Genomic DNA, 18,389 nt, shown 5'->3' with positions numbered 1-18,389 from the left:
CTTACTTCCTCCTGAATTCTCCGTGATGAAACAATTCGGCACGGTGTTTTAAAGAGAGTGAGAAATAAGGAAACGCATGCGCATCGATGCTCCGCAATACCGAATCTGCCGTCTTCCAGGCCAGCTGGTATTCGTTCTCTGTAATGTCTTCCCGTTCCAGCGCTTCTTCCAGCTCATCCTCGTCTAGCAGGAATACCTCCCCGTTCCACAGCACTACTACGTCGAGGTACAGATCGTCGAACCAGGGTACGCCCTGATCGGTAACCCCCTGCACCTTGCAGGTGTCGATATACCACTGGACGATATTCTGCCGGTCATCGAACATAGCCGTCACAATGTAGTTACTGTCTTTAGGGAAGTACTGCAGCCAGGAATAGCCCTTATCCGCAATGCGGTAGGTGTGCCGGCCGTAGCTCTTCCACAGCGGCTCCTTCAGCCCGTAGATCGTATACAGCGTAATATAACCGCTGAACTCCCGGGTCTCCACATAACGGCAGGCAAAATGACGGCGCGTAATCCGTCGCCAGTTGGCCCGGTCTCCGAATTTACGTTTCATATAGATTTCCCTCTCAACAAATGGTGTCTCCAGCTTAACATATTTAGGAGAGACACTCAAAACATCGTTTAAGAACTTGCTTTGGTGTACAATTGAGCACAGGAAAAAGGCACAAGTTTAGCAGTTCGGGAAACAATGACGGAAATGCGTTATATAAATAAAAACGGTTCTTCCGGTGCCGAAGCAACAGAAGAACCGTTTATTAAATCTATAGACCTCATTCGTCACTACGGTGACGTTACATCCGTAACAGCGCCGGCAGCCGCAGGATCAGCCGTCACTGCAGGACCTCCGCCGGGAACAGCTTCTGTGGCTGCCGGAGTGGCCGCCGGCTCCTGGATAGGCTGCGGAGTGGCCGGCGGCTGTGTCGGAGTTACTTCTCCGTTATTGCCGCCTCCGCCACCGTTGCCGTTTCCATTACCATTGCCATTACCGTTGCCATTTCCATTTCCGTTTCCGTTACCATTGCCGTTTCCGTTTCCGTTACCATTTCCATTGCCATTTCCATTGCCATTTCCGTTATTCCAGTCACTGCCCGGGTCATCAATCCAGCCGTTGCTTCCGTCATCCGTCGGCACCGGAGTCATCGACTCCACCGGTTCTTCGGTCGGAGGCGCTTCGTCCTCCACATAGACGGAAACGGTGGAGGAAGGATCACTTTCTTCGTCCAGTTCCGGATAATAAGCCGTCACATAATACTCGTAAGTGAGACCCGGCATGGCGCTGATATCTCCAATGGCGGTATCCTGCGTATTCAGCAGCTGGCTGTATTCCTCCTCCGAAGTTTCCCGGCGGTACACTCTGTATTCCGCGCCATCGCCCGGAACTGCCTGCCAGCTGAGGTTGACGGTCAGTGTCGACGCATCATAGGATGCGTTCAGACCGCTCACCGGCTGCACAGCCTCCGGCGTCTCCGTCGGCTCATTGACTACCGCACTCTCCGGCTGCGGGAAGGTCTTGGCCGGAACGCCTTCCAGCGCTTCTTCCATAACCTTGCCCCAGAAGGCTGCGGCCAGCGGACTGCTGTTCTTGAGCAGATGCGTCTTGCTCGGCTTGTCGTAGCCCATCCATACCGCCGCTGTCCATTCCGGTGTATAGCCGACGAACCAGACATCACGGTTATAGCTGATGCCCTCGTAGCCGCTCTGGGTAGTACCGGTCTTGCCGGCGACCGGACGGCTGATTTTGGCTTTTTTGCCGGTACCCTCCGTTACTACTTCTTGCATCATCTGTGTCATCTGATAAGCTGTATCCTCGCTCATCACGCGCTCAGGGGTTGTATTGGCCTTGTAGACCGTCTCCCCGTCACTGTTCTCGATCAATTTGATCGAATAGGCCTCCCGCAGCTCGCCGCCGTTGGCGAATGCCGTATAGGCCTGGGCCATTTCCAGCGTGTTCGTCCCCTTGCTCATCCCGCCGAGGGCCAGCGAAAGGTTCTTGTCCTCGTCGCTGAGCGAGATGCCGAGCGATTTGGCGAACTGGAATCCGGTATTTACACCGATTTCATTAAGCAGCCATACCGCCGGAATGTTCTCCGACTTCGTAATGGCGGCGCTCATGCTGATCGTATTGGAATACCCGTGCAGATTGCTCGGGCAATAATTGCCGAAGCACTGCTTTTCGTTGCTGAGCATGGAAGAGCTGTTAAATTTGCCCGATTCCAGGGCCGGCGCATAGGCCACGATCGGCTTAAAGGACGAACCCGGCGAGCGGCGGCTGTCATTGACACGGCTGAAGCCTTTTTTCTCATAATTGCGTCCGCCCATCAATGCCACAATGCTGCCGTTCTCCTGGTTAATAATCGTCATCGAGCCCTGTACCAGCTCCTCGTCGACGCTTTCTTCAAAATTATCGCTGTCGGCAAATGCTGCCTCTACCGTCTCCTGGGCATGCTTATCCATTGTTGTATAGATTTTGTAACCGCCGATGTTCAGATCATCTTCCGACAAGCCGAACTTGTCTTCCGCTTCATCGATGGCAAAATCAATAAATGCCTGGTACTTCTGCTTGCTCTCCGGCTGCTTATAACTGTAATCTACCGCCTTAGCCTCATTCATCTCCTGCTCGGTGATGATCCCCTGATCGTACATCAGCTGCAGGACTACGCCGCGGCGTTCCTTGGACAGCTCGGGATTGCGCGCCGGATTGTAGCGGGACGGACCTTTCGGCATCGCCGCCAAGGTTGCCATTTCCCATAACTTCAAATCCTTCAGATCGCTCTTGCCGAAATAACGGATGGAGGCCGCTTTGATTCCGTAGGTTGTACCTCCGAAGTTGATCCGGTTCAGGTACATCGTGATGATCTCTTCTTTGGATAATTCATTCTCCAGCGCCATGGCAATGGACATTTCCGTCGCTTTCCGGAAGAATGTCTTGTCACGGGTCAAAAAGATGTTCTTTGCCAGCTGCTGGGTAATCGTACTGCCGCCCTCGACCATGCTGCGGGCCATGACGTCCTTCACCGCCGCCCGGCCGATCGACCAGAAGTCGACTCCTTTGTGTTCTAAGAACCGTTTATCCTCCGTGGCGATAAAAGCCTGGACCAGCAGCTCCGGCATATCCTCATAGTCCACAGGATCGCTCTTCTCCAGCGACAGCTCCGCAATCAGATTCGCATTCCGGTCAAAAATTTGCGTCGGCGGATTAACGGTCAGCTTATCCCTGTTCGCATCCAGCAGCTTCTCCCCGTTCAGCATGATGAACAAATAACCGCCCAATGCACAGATAATGGCAAGCGCCATCGCAAAAAACGTCGTCCACAGCACCTTCCTCTTCGTCAAAAACCTCTTGTTCTTCTTCGGTTTCCCTTTGGGATTTGCAGGGCTCGAAGATCTCGTTCTATTCCGATTATTTCTGGACATATCGTCTCTGGCCATGCTTCCTCCTGACTCCCTTTCGGAACTTCTCTGTAATATTAAGTACACGAATGAAAAGAACAACCTTCGCAGGTTGCTCTCCGCACTCTCTATTCAAACGATTTATAAGCAAAAAGGTTTCGCAGCCAAAAAAAGAAATGTTATTCCTCGCCGCCGTTGTCCTGCATCAGCGATACGCTGCGCTGCGGCGTAAAAGTCGAAATCGCATGCTTGTACACCATTTGCTGACGCCCGTCGCTGTCTATGACAATTGTGAAATTGTCAAAGGCTTTAATAATTCCCCGGATTTGAAATCCGTTGGTCAGATATACTGTTGCAGGGATATTCTCTTTGCGCAGCTGGTTCAAGAACGTATCTTGGATGTTAATGGACTTGTTCATATGACGTACCCCCAATGGTTCAATTAGATTGTTCAAAAGTATATTCAAGACCTGTGAGAAACTTTCCTGCTATTATACCATGGCTGCAAGATGCAGAGCAATTCAGGAAAGCGGTGACCCTTCCTTATACATTCGGCGGGCTGAAGGGTTCTCCTCTTTTTCTATGTTAAATCTTTGGAGCCCTTTCCGTCAATCTCGGAACGGAGTCATCTTGCGCAGCCGCGTGTGCTCATGGGTGCAGGATATCTGCGGCACAAAGACGCAATTTCTCAGCGCTAAAGATTAAGCTTCCGGGAAATGATCTCACGGATCAACAGCAGATTCTGGTGATAATGGGCCTCCTGAAAATCGCCGATCCACTCAATCTCCTTCATATGCCGGAACCAGGACAGCTGCCGCTTGGCAAACCGCCGGGTGTCGCGTTTCAGCAGGGTTACTGCATCCTCTAAAGTCATCTCCCCCTCCAGATAGGTGGCGATCTCCTTATAGCCCAAGCCCTGCATGGATACCAGGCCTCTGCTGCAGCCCCGGCGCAGTAAGCCTTCCACCTCGGCAATCAGCCCTTCGTGCAGCATTTGATCGATCCGGTCCTCGATCCTGCGGTACAGAATCTGCCGGTCCATGGTCAAGCCGAGCAGGCACAGCTCATAAGGCGACTCCCGCTTCTGGGCAGCCTGGGTGGACGACAGCGTAACCTTAGTCTGATGATGTATTTCCAGCGCGCGGATAATCCGGCGGCGGTCATTCGGGTGCAGCCGGGCTGCGCTCTCCGGATCCACGGCCGCCAGCCGCGCATGCAGCGCTTCCGCCCCATGCTCCTCGGCGAAGGCGTCCTGCGCCTGCCGGAAGGCCTCATCGGCCACTGCCGGGGAGAAGCGGAAACCGTAGCACAGGGACTCGATATAGAGTCCGGTGCCGCCGACGATAAACGGCAGCTTGCCGCGGCGGCTGATCTCCTCGATCAGCCGGCCGCCCTGCTCCTGGAATTCGGCCACGGAATACGGCTCCTCAGGGTCATGGATGTCAATCAGATGATGCGGGATACCGTTCATCTCTTCCGGCCGGATTTTGGCAGTGCCGATATCCATTCCGCGGTAGACCTGCATGGAATCTCCCGAGATAATTTCGGCATTGTATTCCCGCGCAAGCTCCAGGCTGAGTCTGGTTTTGCCGACGGCGGTCGGGCCCAGCAGCACCAGCACTTTTTGTTTCTTTGTGGTCAAAGCTCGATCACCCCGTACGATGTTTTGGCGCTGCCGCGCTTTTGTTCTGTAAAGCCCAGCCGGGCGAATTCTCCGCTTTGCGCCTTCTCCTTCAGCACTACCCGCTTGCGGGCGACCCGGAGCGCTTCAGCCACGCTGCCTTCTGCCAGCGCTTCGGGATTCGCGAACCGGCGGAGCGGCGATATCGCCGCCGAATCGGTCAGTGGCGAGCGGAACATCGGGTCGAAATAGACAACATCCACGCTGTTGTCCGGCTGTGCCCGCAGATAGGAAAGATGGTCGCTGTGCATCACGCGGATGCGGCGCAGCGCATGGTCCACCTCGGCGAGACCGGAAACATAGCTGTCCATTCCGGCACACAGCAGCGAATAGATCGGCAGAGAGCTTTCCAGCGCCGTAATCTCCGACCCTGCGCCGCCATACACGGCGAAGAGCAGGGAATCGCTGCCCAGCCCGGCCGTGCAGTCAAGCACGCTGTCCCCGGGCTCCATGCCGGCAGCCTCGATCAGCGGATCGGGTTCGCCTTTGAGAATCCGTTTGGCCCGGACAAAACCCATGCTGGGGTGAAATTCCAGCGGCTCCGCGCCAGAAACGAGCAGCCTCACCGTCTCCTGGAGCACGACCAATATTTCCCTGCCTTCATAGCGCTTCATCAGCTTGTTCAGAGAACATCTGCCTCTGGATACATACATGGCTCCGGTATGCTCCGCGAAACGCAGGGCGCGCGCTTCGTTCTCGGGTGTCGGGTCAAAGCCCGTCGTTATAATCATGATGCCTCCGTTCAGTACACACGTTTGCTGTGATGATATACATTTTTAATGATTGGCTGATCACGGGCTGCCAAATACTCAGCATCGTCATTACATGACGCGCTTAAACAGCTTCTCCAGATCATAGGCGGAGAAGGAGACGACAATCGGCCGCCCGTGCGGGCAGGTATACGGCTGACGGCATGCGGCAAGTCTGGTAAGCAGTGCAGACACTTCCTGCTCGGTCAGCTTCTGGTTGGCTTTAATCGATGCCTTGCAGGAGCAGAGAATGGATGACTTCTCGCGCAGCTTCGCCAGGTCGATCATCCGCTCGCTGAGCACCCATTCCGCCATTTCTTCCACAATCGCCTTCTCGTCGCCTTCCGGGAACCAGTAAGGCAGGGAGCGGACCAGAAACGTCTGTCCCCCGAAATGTTCGAGGTACACGCCTGCCTGCTCGAACCAGTGCAACCGTTCACTGAGCTGGCGGCTCTCCGAAGGTGTAAATTCCAGCGTAATCGGCAGCAGCAGCTCCTGCGAGGCATCCGCCGGCTGTCCGAACTTCTCGTAGTAATATTCATAATTAATCCGCTCATGCGCTGCGTGCTGATCGATCAGATACAGCCCGCTGTCATTCTGGGCGATAATATAGGTGCCGTGATGCTGGCCGATATAGTTCAGCTCCGGGAACTGCGGCAGTCCCGGCTCCAGGCTGCCGGAAGGCGCGTACAGCACTTCCGGCGAGGGATACCCGCCCCGGCCGGCTGCAGCCGGGGCACTCCCGCGGTAGCCGCCGGCGCTGTCCGCGCGGGCCGGCGGCTGGTAGGCAGCGTAGCCGGACGCTGCCTCTCTGATCTGCGGCGGCAACGGCTGGGCCGGAGCCGCCGCAGGCGACAGCAGCGCCGCGGCCGGCGGAGCGGCCGGTGCGCCGGGCCGGGGGTCCGCCCCGCCGGAGCGGACCGGGCCGCCTGCTCCGCTGCCGATCCCCGTGCGGGGATCGGCGAGCGGTGAGCCGCCGTGCGGAGCCTCGGCGGCAGGCGTTCCCGGCGCATCTGATGGCTGCGGTTTGGGGAAGGCAAACTGCTCCTGGATGAAGGCGCCGCTGTTCTTGCCCCCGATGACCTCCCTCGTCGGCCGGGGGATCAGGTTCTCCCCGAGCAGCACCTTGCGCAGCTCCTGCTCCACAAAGGAATACAGCTCAGGCTCCTTGCTGAACCGCACCTCCAGCTTGGCCGGATGAACATTGACATCGACGAGCGACGGATGCATGTCCAGCCGCAGCACCAGCAGCGGATAACGGTTAATCGGCAGCAGGGTATGATAAGCCCGCATAATCGCCGCGTTCAGGCCGTTGCTGCGTATATACCGCCCGCCGACAATCGTCGTAACCCCGTTGCGGTTCGAGCGGGTCCACTCCGGCCGGCTGATATAGCCGGAGATATGATAATCCGGGTCTTCCGCTTTGACCGGCAGCATCGCCTTCGCGGCGGAGGTGCCATACACCGCCGCGATGACCTGCAGCAGATCCCCGTTGCCGAGGGTATGCAGGAGCTGGTTCCCGTTATGCTGCAGCGTAAACGAGATATCCGGATGGGCCAGCGCCATCCGGTACATCGCGTCAGAGATATGGCCCAGCTCGGTTTGAATGCTCTTCATATATTTCAGCCGGGCCGGTGTATTGTAGAACAGCTCGCGTACCGTCAGCTCGCTGCCCTGGCCGGAGGGCGCATCCTCACTGCGGATCAGCTTGCCCCCTTCGATCTCAACCACCCGGCCTTTGCCGTCGTCGGCGCTGGCCGTCAGCAGGGTGAGCTTGGAGACAGAGGCAATACTGGGCAGCGCCTCGCCCCGGAAGCCCAAGCTCGTGATCTGGAACAGATCGCGTCCATTGGCAATTTTGCTAGTCGCATGGCGGTAAAAGGCAGTCTCGCAATCCTCAGGCTCGATGCCCGAGCCGTTGTCCTTGACGCGGATGCTCTGCAGCCCGCCTTCCTCCACCGTCACCTCGATCCGCGTACTGCCGGCATCGATCGCGTTCTCCACCAACTCTTTGACGACGGAAGCCGGACGCTCCACCACCTCACCGGCAGCGATCTGGTTGGCAATGTGCTCGTCCAGCACATGAATTTTAGCCATATTGTTCACCTCATTTACTTGGCTTATGGAACCAACAGCGTCAATACCGATAATAGTTACAGAGTAGAATCATTATATTATACCTACATGGAGATTTGGGCAGTAACCAAAGGGCTAACGGACCTAAGTGCACTTATTCCTGCTTATCGTAAGGTTTGCAGCCGTTACGGACCCCATTGCCGTTATTTCGAACAAATCACGACAAAACTTGCCTTTGGTAAAAGAAATAAGCGCAGCTGTGTCCGTTCCGGCAGCAAAATCCGGCTATTCCACAAAATAACGGTGCTGGGGTCCGCCAGTACAAGAGTACATCCAAATTCAGCGTGAATGACCCGCTGCTTACAGACCTTTGGCCTTAAGCTTCAGCTCATTGAGCAGCCCCATCGCCTGCAACGGAGTCATATTCATCAGATCCGCGTCCTGTACGGCGGCGATCAGCTCTTTAACGACCGGTGCAAGCGGTGCCTGCGCCCCGGCAGCCTGCCGGCGGCCTTTGCGCGGCTCTTCCTCGCCGAAGATGGACAGCTGGACGACTTCCTGGTCCGCTTCGGCGAGGGAGACTGCGGTTTGCGCATAAGCAGCTGCTGCTGCCGCTGCCGGGGACGCGTTCTCGTGCACGGCAGCCGCCCCGGCGGCGTTTGGTCCGCCCGAATGGCTGCTGCTAGGGTAATCCGCTTCGTTTCCGGCTGATTGATCCGCTGGTTGGCCGCCGCCCGAAGCAGGGCTGCCGTCCGCAGACGGAACTGACCCGCCGCTGCCCTCATCCCTGCCGCCCGCATGCGGCACAGGCGCCACAGCGGATGCCTGCTCGATGCCCTGCAAGAGCGTATATGCCCGGTCGATTATGCCCTCCGGCAGTCCCGCCAGCCGGGCGCAATAGATGCCGTAACTGCTGTCAGCCGCACCCGGTACCAGCTTGCGCAGGAAATTGACCTTGTCGCCGCTCTCCTGAACAGCCATGGAATAGTTCCTGAGGCCCTGCAGACTCTGCTCCAGATGCGCCAGCTCATGGAAATGCGTAGAGACCAGCGCCTTGCAGGCAATCGTATCATGCACATATTCGATAACGGCCTGGGCAATGGCCATTCCCTCGCTGGTGGAGGTGCCGCGGCCCAGCTCATCAATGATAATCAGGCTGCGCGCGGTCGCTTTCTCGGTCATGACCTGAATGTCGGCCATCTCCACCATGAAGGTGCTCTGGCCGCCGATCAGGTCGTCAGCCGCGCCGATCCGCGTGAAGATCCGGTCGATCAGCGGCACTTCCGCACTGGCCGCCGGAACGAAGCAGCCGATCTGCGCCAGAATGCAGATCAGGGCGACCTGGCGCATATAGGTGCTCTTCCCGGCCATATTCGGGCCGGTGATGAGCAGAATATTGCCTTCCTCACGGCCCAGAGCTGTACCATTGGCGATAAAAGCCGTATCTTTCAGCACGGCCTCGACCACAGGATGCCGGCCGCCCGTAAGCCGCAGATCATAGCCGTCGGACAGCTTCGGCTTCACGAAGCGGTGCTCGGCGCTGACCGCCGCCAGACTCTGGTACACATCGATCTCGGCCACCTTCTCGGCCAGAGCCTGCAGGCGCGGAATCTGCGCGCTGATCCGCTCGCGCAGCTCGGTGAACAGACTGTACTCCAGGTCGGTCATTTTGTCCTGCGCTTCCAGGATCAGTGCTTCCTTCTCCTTCAGCTCCGGCGTCACGAAGCGCTCGGCATTCGCCAGCGTCTGCTTGCGCTCATACCGGCCTTCCGGCAAGGCCGCAAGGTTCGAACGGGTTACTTCTATATAATAGCCGAACACCTTGTTGTAGCCGATCTTCAATGACTTGATGCCCGTGGCCTGCCGCTCCTTCGCTTCCAGCTCGGCAATCCAGCGTTTGCCGCTGCTGCTGGCTTCCCGCAGCTCGTCCAGCCGTTCGTGGTAGCCCGCCCGGATAATGCCCCCGTCGCGTACGGAAACGGGCGGATCCTCCGTAATGGCCAGCGCAATATCCTCGCGCACTTCAGGGCATTCGTCGATGGATGTTCCGATTTCGCGCAGGGTGGAAGAACCGGAGGCCAGGCACAGCTCCTTCAGGGCAGGAATCTGCGCAAGCGACTGCTTCAGCGCATTCATGTCCCGGCCGTTGGCGCTGCCGAAGGCGATGCGGCCGACCAGCCGCTCGAGATCGTAAATCTCCTTCAGCGCTCCGCGCACATCCTCGCGCACGATAAACTGGTTATACAGATAATCGACGGCCTCAAGCCGCCGCTCAATCGGTGCCCGCTGCAGCAGGGGCTTATCAATCCGGCGGCGGAGCAGCCGGCCGCCCATCGATGTCTCGGTACGGTCAAGCAGCCACAGCAGGGAGCCCTTCTTGGCGCGCTCCCGCACCGTCTCAGTCAGCTCCAGATTTCGCCGCGTGAACGGATCGAGAATCATATAATTCCCCGGTTCATACGGGGAAATCTGCCGCAGCTGGCCCAGGGAACGGCGCTGCGTTTCGCCGAGATACGCGATCAGCAGCGAGAGACAGTGTCCGCGTTCCTGCTCCAGACGCACCCAGGCGGCTTCGCCGAACTGGCGGCGGGCCTGTTCCTCGTCGCGCTTGTCCCACGGGGTATACACCACGGGCTTGGCCAGGAGCGAGGCTTCAGCGCGCAGCGTCTCCAGCAGCCTGGCATCCCCGATAATCTCCGCCGGCTCGTAAATACCGATTTCGTCGCGCAGCCACTCCAGGTTGGACATCACGGAGGTGACATACAACTCGCCAGTCGTCAAATCACAGGCCGCCAGCGCCAGCAGGCCATCCTCTTCGGTTACGCAGACCAGGTAGTTATTGCTCTTGTCGGCAATCTTCCCGTCCATGACCGTTCCGGGCGTGACCACCCGCACGATATCCCGCCGCACCATGCCCTTGGTGACCGCGGGATCGTCCAGCTGCTCGCAGATGGCGACCTTGTAGCCCTTCTCGATCAGCCGCTGTATGTAGCCCTCGGCCGAATGGTAAGGGACGCCGCACATCGGAATGCGCTCCTCCCCGCCGCCTTCGCGTCCGGTTAATGTTATCTCCAGCTCTTTGGAGGCGAGAATGGCATCATCAAAGAACATTTCATAGAAATCGCCCAGCCGGAAAAAAAGGAAGGCATCCTGCGCCCCTTCCTTGACCTTCAAGTATTGTTCTATCATCGGCGTATATTTAGCCATCGTTAACCTCCAAGACTATCACTAAGTGCTATCTATTATAGCAGAAACTTGGACAGTATCGTTACCCACATTAAGGGTCTGGCAATTCCGGCGCCGGCAGGGCAGATGAAAACAGACCGGCCCGATATCCAATTCCGGCGGCATGAGGTACAATGGCAAAAGGCAATTATACATAATGTGTATGGAGGTGGCACCTATGATCCGTAAGCTGGCAGAAGCGGACCGCGAAGCGGTCTTGTCGTTTCTCGGTGCGGAAGCGGCGCTGAATTTGTTTCTGATCGGGGATGTGGAGAATTACGGCTTTAGTCAGGAGTTTATGGAGGTATGGGGGGAGACGGAGGGCGAAGACGGCCCGCTGAAGGCGGTGCTGCTGCGCTATTACAGCAGTTATTTGCCTTACGCGCGCGGACCTTTCAATGTAGAAGGGTTTGCCGCTTTGATCGGAGCCAACACGAAAGCCGAGATGATCTCCGGCTCGGCACAGGTGGCGGAAGCCTTCCGCGGCCAGTTTAACTTCCGCCTGCAGAAGCAGATGCATTTCTCTGAGCTTGCCGCCATGACGGAGGAAGTCGGACAGGCCTGCAGGAACACCCAGATTACGGTAAAAAAGGCCGGCATTGACGATGTCGAAGCCATCTGTGCCCTGACAGATATCATTGAAGAGTTCGCCGGCAGCGGCGGCGGCATGCGAACGGGCCTGCGCCAGTCGCTGCAGAGCGGTACCGGGCGCACCTATTATGCGGAGCGGGACGGCAAGGTCATTGCCTGCGCCTCTACATCGGCGGAGAATTCGCTGTCCGCGATGATTGTCGGCGTTGCCACTCATCCGGATTACCGTAAGCAGGGACTGGCCCGCAGCCTGGTGGCACAGCTCTGCAGCGACCTGCTGGCGGAAGGGAAGTCGCTCTGCCTGTTCTACGATAATCCCAAAGCGGCAGAGCTCTATGAGCATCTCGGCTTCCGCCGGATCGGCTCCTGGCGGATGATGTACCTTCAGCATTAGAGCTGCTTCACAGACAAGGTCCGGGCGCTCCACAGCGGCCGGATATTTCGCGTTTCATCCCAGGTACGCCCCTCGGAAATCAGCCGGAACAGCGGCTCGATGCTCCCTGCAGCTTCCGCATAGCCCTCCAGCCTGCGCAGCCGGGCGATCAGCGGCGGAATCTCGGGGCGCAGCAGCGTTCTATCACCGCTGTAGAATGCGGTGTGCAGGTCATCGCGGTCGAGCGGCCGGTCCGGCAGCTCTTCATAGCGGCTGGCGATCAGGTGGGCCAGATACACGGCGCCCCGGGCGATCAGCGGCGACACCAGGAAGCTCGGCAGCGTCCGGTATTCGAAGCCGCCGTGCGGCTGGCGGCGGAAATCGCCGAGCGTCCCGTAATGCGGACGCCGGCCCGCCGCCCGGCCGTCCTCCAGCAGCAGCAGCGGCAGCGCGAGATAGTTGTCGAGCGCCCGCAGGAGCGGCGCTGTCAGGGCTACGCCGCTGAAGTGCAGGTGGCCGCCGAGCGCCCAGCCCGGCAGCGGCATGCCCCCCGCCCGCCACGCCAGCGTGCGGTCGGCGATGCGCCGGTCCGCCGTGGCCGCGGCGGACATTAGCTGCGCCAGCAGCGCCCGCGGCGTGCCGCGCGGCGCCGGGCGCAGCTCGGCGACCGGGAACGCGCCGCGCGTTCCCGCAGGTCCGGCGTCGCACCCAGCGACGCCGTCCGTGGGCAGGAACCGCGCCGCCGGCACGACGCGGCCCGTATCCTCCCGGAGCAGGAGGAACTCCGGGTCCATGCCCATAAGCAGCCCCGGGCGGCCGGGCTGCTCTCCGGCAAGCGCGCGGGCGAGCCGCCGCTCTTCCGCGCGGCAAGGCGGCGGCAGCGGCCTGTCCGCCGCCAGGGGCTGCACCGCTTCCACCGTATAGCGGCGCTCACCCAGAGCCGCCAGCCGCACTTCCCCGCTGTCGAGCCCAAGCGCCTGCAGCGCGCGCACGGCGGTCGACGCCAGGCGTTCGGCGGCTCCGCCGCTCCGCCGCTCCGGTTCGGCAGGTCGAGCCGGGCCGGGCCCGCCTGCATCTGGAGCAGCTGCGGGCTGTGCAGCAGCATCGCCAGCCAACAGAGCCGGCCGGCCGGCGCCCTCCTGCCTGTACCCGCGCAGTCTTCCCTCCAGCTGTTCCTGCATCCCGCGCCCCATACCCCAGGATCGGATTTCCACCACTTGCAGCTGAAACACCAGCAGCGAATACCGCAGACGATGGCGCTCTGCAGTTCCGCCTCCATATGTACTCAGGCCGGTCAGCCTACAGGCTGCCGCAGGAACGGAAGCGAGCTCGGCGGCCAAGCCGCTGCGCCGTAAGCGGGCTTCCCGCCCGGCCGGTGACAGACTTCGGTATACTTCCAGCCCCTCATTCATAAGCGCTCTCCTAACGGAACAAAAATAACTTTACATTTTTACAAAAAAGGAGGGCATCCGCCCTCTCGCCGCCGCCCCCGCTACATATAATGTATTATCATTTAGGCAGTCACCCGATGAAGCGGCGGCACCGTCCTCCTACAGCTCATCATCCAGGGCATCGGGGTCCAGATCGTCATAATCGAAGCTCTCGCTGTCATAGTCATAATCCTTGTCTTCCGGATCGTCGCTCTGATCGCTGACATACACGCGGACCTTGGTCTCAGCCACCAGTTCCGCCTCGAATTCCCGTTCCACACGGAGCGTCACACTTCCGCCGCCCGGCGATACTCCGGCTTCCACACAGTTGGGTTCCTGCGTTGCCTCCGCAGTGACCTCCACCGTGGAAGCCCGGTGTCTCGGGTCCAGATAGGACAGCGGAATAAGCTCTACATAGGAGACCGTTTCTTTGGCTACCTCCGTCTGTTTGTTTTTGTCATACGAATACCAGATGTTTACATCATAGGTCCCGATGACTTCGATTCCGTTCCCGGCGGCAACCGCTTCGTACTGGTGGTTGATAATCCAGGCCCCCAGAATACTCGTCGGATGATGTGGCGGAGTCACGGTATGGGTTGCTGTAGAGAACTTACGACCTTTGCCGCAAACAGCCTTCGTAATGATCTCTCTTGTCTGACGTTTATGGCTTAATGACATCTTTGAACCTCCTCCATACAATCATTCACTATCAAGTGTATGCAGGTTCTGGGCATTTGTTGATTGTTAGAGTAGAAATTATTTGGGTAAGCCCTGAACCCTCATATTTATTTCAGGCGGAAGCCGGATATGAATTACAAGGCGAAATAACTCCTCAACACATGAGCCTTAACCATCAGTACCAGCAAAAAAGGACCCCCGCCGGCGTGAGCCTTAACAAAGCGGAGGTCCTGATTCTATTTCTCTTTTAGCACCGCATTACGGAATCACCTTCACGACCCCGAGATCGCGGCGAAGGCTCAGATCGATGAAATCCTCACCGATGTTCACCAGCGGACGCAGCGGGTCGTGAACCGGGATCATAATGATTTTCCCCGTCCTGCCGTCGCTTAGAAGCACATCGCTGCCTATCATCGACTGCATCAGCTTACCGATAAACACCCGGCAAATGTAAGGGTCGAGCTTACCGAAGACATCGTCTTCCATCTGCCGCAGCACCTCATAAAGAGGCGCAGCCGGACGGTGATTACGGTCCGAGGTCATCGCATGAAAAACATCGCATACCGCGACAATTTTGCTGAAGTCAGTAATCCGGTGCCCCTGTACGCCAAACGGATAGCCGCTCCCGTCCATCCGTTCATGATGCTGCAGCGCGACCAGTGCCTGCATATGGGAGGTTCCAACCGTATCACGGATCATTTCGTAGCCGTAAGTGGTATGTTTCTTGAGCAGGGCATGCTCCTCCGGAGTCAGCGCCCCGCTCTTGGCCAGGATCTCTGCGGGGATCATCACTTTCCCGATATCATGCAGGGTGGCGGCAATCGTCAGCGAGCCGAGCTCTTCCGGCCTCAGCTTCAGCCAGCGCCCCAGCAGGGTGGACAGGATGCCGACAGCGACATTGTGCCGGTATGTATAATCGTCCTTGGACTGCAGCGCAGCCAGAATGCCAAAGAAATCATTTTTCTCCGAGACCTGCTGGATGAACGGGAGAACTTCACCCCGCAGCTCAAACATCGGCAGACGGCGGCTCTTCGTATAGTGCAGCTGTTTAAAAATCCGTTCCATGGCAGCCGTGCATTCATCCACCGCCAACTGATAGTAGACGGCATTGTCCAGATGCACCACGTCATGCTCTTCCAGAAGAATCCCATGCTGGGAAATCAGCCGGATATGCTCTGCCGTGAGTATGGTGTAGGCGGGCAGGACAAATACCCCGCTTTGGTTAAAGAGATTGGCTGCAAGCTGTTTACCGATATACTGTTCGTTGTTGTAGATTATCCTCACCTGCCGGAGCAGAGATTCACGAAAGGCGAACCGCTGCCAATTTGGGGACTGCACGCAAGCTGCTTAACTCAATGATGCCTTCTGCGAATTATAAAATGCTGATAAGCACCTTTACTTTGTTATCGTATGAAGACGCCTGATAATAAATAGGCCTTGCCGCTTATCCAACCATAGTCTTATTCATGTCCGTACAGCCGCAGGCTGCGTCTGGCCGGTTTGACCTCCACCGGAACTTTGTGCCGCTTGGCGATTTTGAGATACAGCGCCAGTTCCCGGCACAGCTGCAGAATGGCCGAGCGCACCTCGAACTCCTCCCGTGTCCCCGGCAGCTCCATCTCCTGAAATTCCTGCTCCAGTTGGTCCAAAAGCTTCTCCGTCCGCCCCGTATATTCTTCGGCCAGCACGTCGCCGCTGAGCTGATCGAACAGCTCGGCCACCATCTCGCCGTGCGGAAGCTGACTGTACACCTGGGAGAGCAACTGCATCATGTTTTGTATGGACTCCAGCTGTTCCTTGCGCATGTAAAAATAGACGTTCCATGCTTCGTCCGGATGAATCACGTGGTTCTCCATCTCCCGCGAAGCCGCCGTTATCCCGCGCTGAATCGCATCGTTTGCCGCAATCAGCTCCTTGCCGTCCCAGACCAGCGAGGGATCGCGCAGCGTACGCGCCATCTGCCTGAAAATAACCGAGAACTGATTGTCCACCTCCTTGCGGATACCGGCAAGCTTGCTTCCGCCCTGGGGCATATAGATCAGGTTGACCAGGCCCGCCGAACCTAACCCGATAATGAGCAGCTCAATCTGCTGCAGCAGCACATGCAGCGAAAGCTCGGCTTGTCCGAACACGCGGAAGACGACGACGGAACTGGTGACAATGCCTTCCTTGAAGCCGGATTTCACAATCAGCGGGAAGCCGAACAACACATACAGGCCCAGCACCCAATAATGAAAGCCCAGCAGATAAAACAGGACAACGCCGCAAAGGAGCCCCACCAGTGAGGCCGAGAACCGTGCCGTTATGGTGCGCAGACTCCTTTTGCGCGTCGTCTCCACCCCGAGGATGGCCAGCAGTCCGGCGCTTTGCGCGCTGGGGATTCCAGCCGCCGCCGCCAGCAGAATCGACAGCAGCGTGGCGGCCGCTGTTTTGATCACCCGAAATCCCATGTAAATACCTCTCTCTTTAAACGTTATGCGAAGATACAGGTAAAGATATAGACATGGTACAGGATTTTCCGGGAGGACACAATATGACATTCTTCTCACCGCCGCGACAAAATCAGTTTCTCCACATAGACCACAAGCTGATACATCGCCGTCGCCACGGCCGCAATAATGAGCAGACTGGACATGACCAGTGTGAAGTTAAATACCTGGAACCCGTAAATAATCAAATATCCGAGACCGGATTTGGCGACGAGAAACTCACCGACAATGACGCCGACCCAAGACATACCTACATTGACTTTCAGCGTGGAGACGATCGCGGGAAAAGAGGCCGGCAGAATCACTTTATTGAATTCCTGTACGCGCGAAGCGCCGAAGGAGCGGACCACTTTTACCAAATTCGGATCAACGCTGCAAAAGCTGTTATAGACCACCAGTGTCGTAATAATTACAGTAATCGATAAGGTTGTAATGACGATCGCGGTAAATCCTGCGCCGAACATAACGATGAAGATCGGGCCCAGCGCCACTTTCGGCATGCTGTTAAATACAACCATGTACGGATCGAGCACCGCGGATAAAAAAGGCGACCACCAGATGACGACAGCCAGCAAGGTCCCGAGCAGGGTCCCGAGCAGGAATCCTATGATCGTCTCCCCGACTGTCACTGACAGATGCGGCCACAGACTGCCCCCGGACAGATCGGCCCATATATGCCGGAAGACTCTGCCGGGTGAACTGAACAGCAGCGTATCAATCCAGCCTGCCCGCGCAGCCGTCTCCCACAGGGCAAAGAGAAACACCAGCAGAAGGGCGCGTACAGCCATAACCCGGCTGGTGCGGCGCAGCTTGGCTTTGCGGAATTCCTCATGCTTCTGCTCCAGCCACAACTTGCGGGAAACGGCAAGTTCAATTTGCTCTACCGATTTCATATTATTCCTCCCTTCCGGCGATCTCCATTTCCTTCCACACGGTATGAAAAAGCTCCGCGAAGCCCGGCAGATCCCGCGCATACAGCGGCGGTGCACTGCGGATAGCTTCCGGTACGGTAAAGATGCGGCGGACCCTGCCGGGATTCGGCTGCAGCAGAATGACCCGGCTGCTGACGGCAATGGCTTCAGCCAGATCGTGCGTCACCAGAATTGCCGTTGTTCCCCGGCGCAGCAGCGTCTCCGCCACCAGATCCTCCAGCTGCAGCTTGATTTGGTAATCCAGCGCCGAGAACGGCTCATCGAGCAGCAGCAGCTTCGGCCCGGTGGCCAGCGTCCGCACGAGGGCTACCCGCTGGCGCATCCCGCCGGAGAGCTCGGACGGGAAGGCCTCCTCTTTCCCCTCCAGACCCAGCTCCTTCAGCAGGCTCAGCGTATGCCGGCGCGTCTCGTCATTCAAACTGCCCGTCAGCTCAAGTCCGAGCAAAGCGTTGTTCAGAATCGTCCTCCAGGGAAGCAGGTAATCCTGCTGCAGCATATACCCGATCTCGGCGGAGGGTTCGGAAACAGGATGTCCTCCTACATACACTTCTCCGCGGGAAGGCTGGAGCAGGCCGGAGATGATGGACAGCAGTGTAGTTTTGCCGCAGCCGCTGGGTCCGACCAGACTGACGAACTCGCCTTTGTCCACGGTGAGGTGCAGATCCTCAATGGCCAGCATAGCCTCGCGGTCGCCCAGATAGGCATGCGTCACTCCCTTTAATTGCACAAGCGGCAGCATCTTGATCTCCTCCCCATGTATGGTCGGCATACG

Annotated in this window: 15 protein-coding genes; 2 read left to right on the top strand and 13 right to left on the bottom strand. The window is 57.9% G+C overall.

Annotated elements, in window-relative coordinates:
• Position 1: 1 nt before the first annotated feature.
• The 7 genes from F1381_RS18245 to mutS all read right to left on the bottom strand — a co-directional run bounded on the left by F1381_RS18245 (position 2) and on the right by mutS (position 11,106).
• A complete protein-coding gene (locus F1381_RS18245; protein ID WP_151736278.1) occupies positions 2-556 on the bottom strand; it encodes a ribonuclease FAU-1 family protein in 555 nt (184 codons plus the stop codon).
• A 227-nt stretch (positions 557-783) separates the two neighbouring features.
• Positions 784-3,432, bottom strand: a complete 2,649-nt coding sequence (locus F1381_RS18240) for a PBP1A family penicillin-binding protein (protein WP_151736277.1) — start codon at positions 3,430-3,432, stop codon at positions 784-786.
• Positions 3,433-3,572: 140 nt separating this feature from the next.
• Complete coding sequence (hfq, locus tag F1381_RS18235; protein ID WP_151736276.1) at positions 3,573-3,812, bottom strand: RNA chaperone Hfq; 240 nt, start codon at positions 3,810-3,812, stop codon at positions 3,573-3,575.
• 275 nt (positions 3,813-4,087) lie between these two features.
• Positions 4,088-5,035 (bottom strand): tRNA (adenosine(37)-N6)-dimethylallyltransferase MiaA, encoded by a 948-nt coding sequence (gene miaA, locus F1381_RS18230; RefSeq protein ID WP_151736275.1) that lies wholly within the window; start codon positions 5,033-5,035, stop codon positions 4,088-4,090.
• Positions 5,032-5,805: a class I SAM-dependent methyltransferase gene (locus F1381_RS18225; RefSeq protein WP_151736274.1), complete on the bottom strand. Its 774-nt coding sequence runs from the start codon at positions 5,803-5,805 to the stop codon at positions 5,032-5,034. The genes miaA and F1381_RS18225 overlap by 4 nt, the downstream gene beginning before the upstream one ends.
• A gap of 90 nt (positions 5,806-5,895) precedes the next feature.
• Positions 5,896-7,920, bottom strand: coding sequence for a DNA mismatch repair endonuclease MutL (mutL, locus tag F1381_RS18220; protein WP_151736273.1), 2,025 nt, complete (start codon positions 7,918-7,920; stop codon positions 5,896-5,898).
• A 339-nt stretch (positions 7,921-8,259) separates the two neighbouring features.
• Entirely contained in the window at positions 8,260-11,106 is a 2,847-nt protein-coding gene (mutS, locus tag F1381_RS18215) for a DNA mismatch repair protein MutS (RefSeq protein ID WP_151736272.1), read from the bottom strand.
• A 196-nt stretch (positions 11,107-11,302) separates the two neighbouring features.
• Here mutS and F1381_RS18210 point away from each other — a divergent pair, with 196 nt between their 5' ends.
• Positions 11,303-12,109: a GNAT family N-acetyltransferase gene (locus tag F1381_RS18210; RefSeq protein ID WP_187355440.1), complete on the top strand. Its 807-nt coding sequence runs from the start codon at positions 11,303-11,305 to the stop codon at positions 12,107-12,109.
• Here F1381_RS18210 and F1381_RS18205 read toward each other — a convergent pair.
• Positions 12,106-12,882: a putative amidoligase domain-containing protein gene (locus F1381_RS18205; protein WP_246188104.1), complete on the bottom strand. Its 777-nt coding sequence runs from the start codon at positions 12,880-12,882 to the stop codon at positions 12,106-12,108. The two genes, F1381_RS18210 and F1381_RS18205, sit on opposite strands and share 4 nt — an antisense overlap.
• On the opposite strand from F1381_RS18205, the gene F1381_RS29115 reads away from it, so the two are divergent.
• Positions 12,881-13,012 (top strand): hypothetical protein, encoded by a 132-nt coding sequence (locus F1381_RS29115; RefSeq protein WP_281349933.1) that lies wholly within the window; start codon positions 12,881-12,883, stop codon positions 13,010-13,012. The two genes, F1381_RS18205 and F1381_RS29115, sit on opposite strands and share 2 nt — an antisense overlap.
• A gap of 626 nt (positions 13,013-13,638) precedes the next feature.
• Here F1381_RS29115 and F1381_RS18200 read toward each other — a convergent pair.
• The 5 genes from F1381_RS18200 to F1381_RS18180 all read right to left on the bottom strand — a co-directional run bounded on the left by F1381_RS18200 (position 13,639) and on the right by F1381_RS18180 (position 18,356).
• Positions 13,639-14,196 carry an outer spore coat protein CotE gene (locus F1381_RS18200; RefSeq protein WP_151736269.1) on the bottom strand — a complete coding sequence of 186 codons (558 nt, stop codon included), beginning with the start codon at positions 14,194-14,196 and terminating at the stop codon, positions 13,639-13,641.
• Between the two features lie 258 nt (positions 14,197-14,454).
• Positions 14,455-15,480 carry an HD-GYP domain-containing protein gene (locus F1381_RS18195; RefSeq protein ID WP_246188095.1) on the bottom strand — a complete coding sequence of 342 codons (1,026 nt, stop codon included), beginning with the start codon at positions 15,478-15,480 and terminating at the stop codon, positions 14,455-14,457.
• A 176-nt stretch (positions 15,481-15,656) separates the two neighbouring features.
• Complete coding sequence (locus F1381_RS18190) at positions 15,657-16,646, bottom strand: aromatic acid exporter family protein (RefSeq protein ID WP_151736268.1); 990 nt, start codon at positions 16,644-16,646, stop codon at positions 15,657-15,659.
• 95 nt (positions 16,647-16,741) lie between these two features.
• A complete protein-coding gene (locus tag F1381_RS18185; protein ID WP_151736267.1) occupies positions 16,742-17,578 on the bottom strand; it encodes an ABC transporter permease in 837 nt (278 codons plus the stop codon).
• A 1-nt stretch (position 17,579) separates the two neighbouring features.
• Positions 17,580-18,356: an ABC transporter ATP-binding protein gene (locus F1381_RS18180; protein ID WP_151736464.1), complete on the bottom strand. Its 777-nt coding sequence runs from the start codon at positions 18,354-18,356 to the stop codon at positions 17,580-17,582.
• Positions 18,357-18,389 lie beyond the last annotated feature (33 nt).

Origin of the sequence: Paenibacillus tengchongensis (genome assembly GCF_008973665.1) — a bacterium.
Classification (GTDB): Bacteria; Bacillota; Bacilli; order Paenibacillales; family Paenibacillaceae; genus Paenibacillus_AQ; species Paenibacillus_AQ tengchongensis.
Note: the sequence above shows the minus strand (reverse complement) of the source record. Positions and strands in the feature narration are given on the sequence as shown.

Excerpts from the sequence above, each read along its gene's own strand:
- mutS (WP_151736272.1), bottom strand. The coding sequence starts at position 11,106 with ATGGCTAAATATACGCCGATGATAGAACAATACTTGAAGGTCAAGGAA.
- F1381_RS18240 (WP_151736277.1), bottom strand. The coding sequence starts at position 3,432 with ATGGCCAGAGACGATATGTCCAGAAATAATCGGAATAGAACGAGATCT.
- F1381_RS18210 (WP_187355440.1), top strand. The coding sequence starts at position 11,303 with ATGATCCGTAAGCTGGCAGAAGCGGACCGCGAAGCGGTCTTGTCGTTT.
- hfq (WP_151736276.1), bottom strand. The coding sequence starts at position 3,812 with ATGAACAAGTCCATTAACATCCAAGATACGTTCTTGAACCAGCTGCGC.
- F1381_RS18245 (WP_151736278.1), bottom strand. The coding sequence starts at position 556 with ATGAAACGTAAATTCGGAGACCGGGCCAACTGGCGACGGATTACGCGC.
- F1381_RS18225 (WP_151736274.1), bottom strand. The coding sequence starts at position 5,805 with ATGATTATAACGACGGGCTTTGACCCGACACCCGAGAACGAAGCGCGC.
- F1381_RS18200 (WP_151736269.1), bottom strand. The coding sequence starts at position 14,196 with ATGTCATTAAGCCATAAACGTCAGACAAGAGAGATCATTACGAAGGCT.
- F1381_RS18180 (WP_151736464.1), bottom strand. The coding sequence starts at position 18,356 with ATGCTGCCGCTTGTGCAATTAAAGGGAGTGACGCATGCCTATCTGGGC.
- F1381_RS29115 (WP_281349933.1), top strand. The coding sequence starts at position 12,881 with ATGCCCATAAGCAGCCCCGGGCGGCCGGGCTGCTCTCCGGCAAGCGCG.
- mutL (WP_151736273.1), bottom strand. The coding sequence starts at position 7,920 with ATGGCTAAAATTCATGTGCTGGACGAGCACATTGCCAACCAGATCGCT.
- F1381_RS18185 (WP_151736267.1), bottom strand. The coding sequence starts at position 17,578 with ATGAAATCGGTAGAGCAAATTGAACTTGCCGTTTCCCGCAAGTTGTGG.
- F1381_RS18205 (WP_246188104.1), bottom strand. The coding sequence starts at position 12,882 with ATGGACCCGGAGTTCCTCCTGCTCCGGGAGGATACGGGCCGCGTCGTG.
- F1381_RS18190 (WP_151736268.1), bottom strand. The coding sequence starts at position 16,646 with ATGGGATTTCGGGTGATCAAAACAGCGGCCGCCACGCTGCTGTCGATT.